Below are 4,298 nucleotides of genomic sequence, written 5' to 3' on the forward strand. Positions count from 1 at the left end.
CGGCCGGGCCGCCCCGGTCCGTCAGTTGGCGGGGAGCCTCGGGGTGCGCGAGGGCTCCGTGCGGCGCTGCCCGGTCGCCTCGAAGGCGGCGGCGAGCCGCAGGAGCGCGGTGTCGTCGTAGGCGCGGCCCGCGAAGGTGAGCCCCACCGGCATGCCGATGTCGGCCATGGTGCCCATCGGCACGGTCACGGTCGGAATGCCGAGGTGGCGCGGCACGAGGTTGCCGTTGGCGACCCAGACGCCGTTGCGCCAGCCGAGGTCGGCGGAGGCCTCGGCCACGTCCATGTCGGCCGGGCCGACGTCGGCGACGGCGGGGAAGACCACGGCGTCCAGGCCGAGTTCGTCCATCCAGACCTCCAGGTCGACCCGGCGGGTCTCCTCCAGGCCGCGCAGGCCCGCCTCCAGCAGCGGGATGTCGGTGAGGGAGGCGTACGGGCGCTCGCGCACGAAGCGCGGGTAGTCGCCGACGGTGTCGTCGAAACCGGCGTAGCGGTCGGGGAGTTCGCCCTCGTGCTTGGGGAAGATGCGGCTGCCGTCGACCTCGGTCAGGGTGGCGAGCGCCGGGTCCCCGTTCGCGCGCAGGAAGTCGTCCCAGGACCAGGCGGACAGGTCCTCGATCTCGACGGTGAGGTAGTCCCGGCCGACCAGGCCGCGGGTGAACAGCGAGGGCGCGCCGGGGCGGTCGGCCTCGTAGTTGGTCACCACCGGGAAGTCGACCTCGACGACCTCGGCGCCAGCCGCCTCCAGGTCGCGGCGGGCGGCCTGCCACAGGGCGATGACCGAGGCGCGGGTGTCGATCCGCTGCCCGGTCTGGCCGCCGATGCCGCCCTCGGGGTTGGTGCCGGCCTCGGGGTCGGCGTTGATGTACATCCGGGGCACGCCGACACGCCGGCCGGCGAGGGTCGCCCCGGCCGCCGCCGCGTCGGCCGGGGCCAGCGCGGGGTAGGAGTCGGGGCGGACCTCGGAGGCCGCGGGCAGCTGGATCCAGGGCTGGGAGCGCCACAGGTCGCCGCGGGTCTCCGCGTCGTCGGCGACGACGACGTCGAGCAGTTCGAGCAGGTCGGCCATGGTGCGGGTGTGCGGGACCACGACGTCCATGGTCGGCACCAGCGGCCAGTTGCCGCGCACCGAGATCACGCCGCGGCTGGGGGTGTAGGCGCACAGGGCGTTGTACGAGGCGGGCGCCCGGCCCGAGGACCAGGTCTCCTCGCCGAGGCCGAAGGCGCCGAACGAGGCCGCCGTGGCGGTGCCCGAGCCGTTCGAGGAGCCGGAGCCGTACGCGCTGGTCAGCCAGTCGGCGCTGTACGGGCTCTCGGCCCGGCCGTAGACGCCGCGCTGCATCCCGCCGTTCGCCATCGGCGGCATGTTGGTCAGGCCGATGAGCACGGCGCCGGCGGCGCGCAGCCGCTCGATCGCGAAGGCGTCGCGCTGGGCGACGAGGTGCTCGAAGGCCGGCGAACCGGCGGCGGCGGTCAGGCCCTTGGCGAGGTAGCTGTCCTTGGCGGTGTACGGGATGCCGTCGAGCGGGCCGAGGGTGCGGCCCTGGGCGCGGCGGGCGTCGGAGGCCTCGGCCTCGGCGCGGGCCTCCGGGTTCATCACGACGAGCGCGTTGAGCGCGGTGCCGGTGCCGGGCCGGTCGTAGGCCTCGATCCGGGCGAGGTAGGCGTCGAGCAGGCCGACCGAGGTGGTCTCGCCCTTCTCCAGCGCGGCGCGCAGGTCGGCGATGCCCGTCTCGACGACGTCGAAGGGGTGGGTCATGCGGGTTCCTCCAGGGGTGTTCGGTCTTGCGTCGGAAGCGGAAGGTCGGAAGCGGAGAGTCGGAAGCGGAAGGTCGGGCGCCGTGCCGGTGGAGCGGGTGGGTCGACTACACGACGGCGGGGGCGAGTTCGTCGCTGTGCGGGCGGTCCTGGCCCGGGTCGGGCATCCGGCGGTCGGGGCGGCGCGCGAGCAGGTAGCCGAGGCCGGCGAGGGTGACGGTGCCGACGCCGAGCGGTGCCGCCCAGATCTGGTACCACGGCGCTCCGGCCGGTGCGAGGATGGCGCGCGGCCAGCAGATGTTGACCACCTCGAAGCCGGTCCACAGCACCGCGAGGACGTTGAGCGGGGTGCCGAGGCGACCGTAGCCGACGGCCCCGGCGGGCTTCCAGGTGCCGCGCAGGCGGGCGGTCAAGGCCACCACGGTGAGCAGGAAGAACGGCACGAAGGTGGCGGCGCTGCCGAAGGTGATCAGGCTGCCGATGGCCGAGGTGCTCAGGCCCAGGGGCAGGGCGGCGGCGCTGACCACCGTGGCGGCGACCAGGCCGCCGATCGGCGCCTTGTGCCGGTTGACCTTGCGGACCTGCCGGGAGAACGGGAAGACGTCGTCGCGGGCGAGCGAGTAGAGGCCGCGGGCGGCGCCGCCCTGGGAGGCCATCAGGCAGGCGGTGAAGCTGATCAGGACGACGAGGACGAAGGGCTTGTCGGCCCAGCCGCCGAAGGCGTGGGTGACGGCGGTGGTGACGGGGTCGAGGTCCTTGACGGCGACGACGTCGGCGGGGTCCGGGTGGGCGAGCTCGACCGAGACGGCGTTGAGGACGACGACGAGCCCGACGCTGAGCAGCGACCACCACATCGCCCGGGGCACCTGCCGGGCGGCGTCCTTGGTCTCCTCGGCGGTGGACACGCAGGCGTCGAAACCGATGAAGGCCCAGCCGGCGACGGCCACGGCGGCGAGCAGGGCGCCGGTGTCGCTGACGCCCAGCCCCTTCGGGGCGTCGAGGAAGTCGGTGAGCAGGGAGAACCCGTGCTGCCGGAAGACCAGCAGCAGGGTGAGGCCGACCAGCACGGAGGCGACCGCCTCGGCGGCGATGCCCAGACTGACGAACCGGCGCAGCAGGTTGATGCCGTAGGCGTTGACCAGGGCGCAGCCGAGCATGAAGCCGACCGCGACGAGGACCTGCTCGGCGGGGGTCGGGACGGTGCCGAAGAGGGCGAAGAGCCAGGGCGAGGCGAGGTAGGCGACGGTGGTGTTGCCGAACATCACGGCGAACTGCCACAGCCAGCCGCTCAGCCAGGCGACCGCCGGTCTGGACAGGCGTCTGCTCCATTGGTAGGCGCCGCCGGCCAGCGGCCACTGCGAGGCGAGCTCGGCGTAGACGGCCACGACCAGGCACTGCCCGAGCAGGCACAGCGGCAGGGCCCAGACCCAGGCGCCGCCCGCGACGCTCATGCCGACCTGGACGGCGGCGTACAGCCCGACGACCGGGGAGACGACGGCGAAGCCCATGGAGATGTTGCCGAGCACGGTCAGGCTGCGCCGTAGCTCCTGCTGGTAGCCGAGCGCGGCCAGCCGGTCGGAGTCGGTGGCGGCAGCGGTCTCGGCGGCGTCGGTGGCGACGGTGGGGGTGTTCTCGGCCACTGGCTGCGCCCTCTCGATAAAACTAACTTTGTTAGCAACTGCTGTCGGTCTGGCACGATAGCCCCCGGACACGGAGAGCGGAAGAGGGGATTTCGGTGGGCCGACCGAGCAGGGCACTGCTGACCCGCGAGGGGATCGCGCGCGCCGCGCTCCAGGTGGTGGACGAGAAGGGCCCCGACGGGCTGACCATGCGGGCGCTCGCGGAGCGGCTCGGGGTCAAGGCGGCGTCGCTCTACAACCACGTGCCGAGCAAGGACGCCCTGGTCGACGCCGTCTCGGGGCTGGTCAACGACGAGATCGACCACGGGCCGCTGGGCGACCCCGACTGGCGGGCCGGCCTCGCGGGGTACGCGCGCGGCTACCGCGCGGTCTTCCGGCGGCACCCGAACGCCCTCGCCCTGCTGGCCCGCCGGCGGGTGGAGGCCGACAGCGCGCTGACCGGCTACGACGCGCTGCTCGCCCTGCTCGGCCGGGCGGGCCTCGCACCCGCCGACGCCGCCGAGGTCGCCGCGGCGGTGGACTACCTGGTGCTCGGCTCCGCGATGGAGACCTTCGCCGCGGGCTTCACCCGGGAGCCGGCCGCCTACCGGCCGCAGTACCCGGCGCTCGCGGACGCCCTGGACGGCTCCCTGGCCCGGGGCGGCGGCGCGACCGAGCTCGACGACCGCGGGTTCGAGGTGGGCCTGGGCCTGCTGCTGGACGGGATCGAGCGCCGGACGTCATAGCCGTCGCGCTCGCACGAAGCGGCGGCCCCCCACCCCGGCGAGGGGGTGGAGGGCCGCCGGTGGGGGGGGGGGGGGGGGGGGCGGGGGGGGGGGGGGGGTGAGTCGACCGCGGGGGGCGGGGGGTGAGGAAACATGTGACTGCAGGGAGTTGTTTTAGTTGGGGGGTGGGCGGCGGG

3 protein-coding genes are annotated in these 4,298 nt (G+C 74.4%); 1 reads left to right on the plus strand and 2 read right to left on the minus strand.

The window, feature by feature from the left end; genetic code table 11:
- Window positions 1-21: 21 nt before the first annotated feature.
- Complete coding sequence (locus tag ACFXOZ_RS42145) at window positions 22-1,758, minus strand: amidase (RefSeq protein WP_380595331.1); 1,737 nt, start codon at window positions 1,756-1,758, stop codon at window positions 22-24.
- A 106-nt stretch (window positions 1,759-1,864) separates the two neighbouring features.
- Complete coding sequence (locus ACFXOZ_RS42150) at window positions 1,865-3,397, minus strand: APC family permease (protein ID WP_380595333.1); 1,533 nt, start codon at window positions 3,395-3,397, stop codon at window positions 1,865-1,867.
- A 95-nt stretch (window positions 3,398-3,492) separates the two neighbouring features.
- Here ACFXOZ_RS42150 and ACFXOZ_RS42155 point away from each other — a divergent pair, with 95 nt between their 5' ends.
- On the plus strand, window positions 3,493-4,122 hold the full coding sequence (locus ACFXOZ_RS42155; protein WP_380523342.1) for a TetR/AcrR family transcriptional regulator: 630 nt from the start codon (window positions 3,493-3,495) through the stop codon (window positions 4,120-4,122).
- Window positions 4,123-4,298: the final 176 nt, after the last annotated feature.

This window comes from Kitasatospora sp. NPDC059160, from assembly GCF_042755465.1.
Classification (GTDB): Bacteria; Actinomycetota; Actinomycetes; order Streptomycetales; family Streptomycetaceae; genus Kitasatospora.

Bases quoted from the DNA above. Each gene is read 5' to 3' on its own strand.
- ACFXOZ_RS42145 (WP_380595331.1), bottom strand. From the start codon at position 1,758: ATGACCCACCCCTTCGACGTCGTCGAGACGGGCATCGCCGACCTGCGC.